Below are 1,162 nucleotides of genomic sequence, written 5' to 3'. Positions count from 1 at the left end.
AATAATTTTTTAAATGATCATCGAAAGACTGTAATTTATCGTTTATCGTTGATGTTGAGAGATCAGGAGCTATAAACGAGATATATTTACTGGCAGAGTCTTGCCAGAAAAAAACCACCGATCCAAGGACGTTTTTGCTAATGTAAAATGCTCCATCGGGGTTCTCTTTATCGTCGAACGGGTAGCAAACCAGACCTAGTTTATTGTAAAACCTGAACAGGTTATGTCCTTGTTCTTCCTGCATGAATTCACCGGGAGTCGTCAAGATCTGTTTTAGCACTGTGCTGGCAGATTTTATGGACGTCTTTTTCAGTGGCCCTTTGCTGGCAGATTTTATGGCGTTGTATTGAAGATTTTCCCGGCATAATAAAAGGTCTTTTTGCCATTCTGGAAACAGTTCCCATAAAGCATTTTCAGTCTGACTGTCTCTCAGCCAATCGTTTTCCTGCTTATTTAAGTGGGAGCTGGTCAGAAAGTGAGTGAACCACAGGAAGTTGTTACTGTGATGAGACAGTTTTACAGCATGATTCTCGTGAAACAGGAAAATATGGAGATCTTCAAGTTTACTCAAAGACTGGTGAGGCGAATGATTGTGGTTTTTATCATCGCTATAGCAGCGATATTTCTGACCATCATGAACGATGACCTGTATAGAGTGTTGCAGAGCGTTTGATGCCAGCATCATGTGTTGCTGGTTTTTCGGATCAAAACCCAGGAGCATCTGGTTATATAATGTTTCACTTTCACTATCGGGTGATTGGCATGGATGGTAAAACGTTTCAAACTTCTCCCTTGATTTGATGCCCAGCTGTTCTGAAAGAAAATTCGATCTGTTGATCACTTTTTCAGGCCGAAGCCCGGAGGTTGTGTAGAGATGCATCAGATGTTTAAGCAAGGACGCCGGGGATACTGCGTTTGCTGGTGTGGTCGGATGGTTCCCGCCTGGCGGTGGCGGCTCATTATCATCAACACTTTTCCTTTCGTCAGAGCGAGTACTTCGTTCACTTTTCTTGCCGTTTTGTTCGGCTTTTTTTTTAGAGGGGGAAACACGACGGGACTGAGACGGCCCGCTATTGCCCTGATCGCCAGAAAAAGCAATCATGCCCCTTGTAAATGTTGTTGACGGGAGTTGTGTATCTGGCTGGAACGCATTTCCCGCTTC

Annotated in this window: 1 protein-coding gene; it reads right to left on the bottom strand. The window is 43.7% G+C overall.

Translation table 11 applies throughout. From position 1 onward, the window contains the following. Window positions 1-1,162: hypothetical protein (locus tag KDK19_RS10490; RefSeq protein WP_257291899.1), on the bottom strand; the 1,162-nt coding region annotated here is incomplete at both ends.

Source organism: Endozoicomonas sp. ONNA1 (assembly GCF_024606325.1).
GTDB lineage: Bacteria > Pseudomonadota > Gammaproteobacteria > Pseudomonadales > Endozoicomonadaceae > Endozoicomonas_A.
This window is presented reverse-complemented; position numbering and strand designations above follow the sequence as displayed.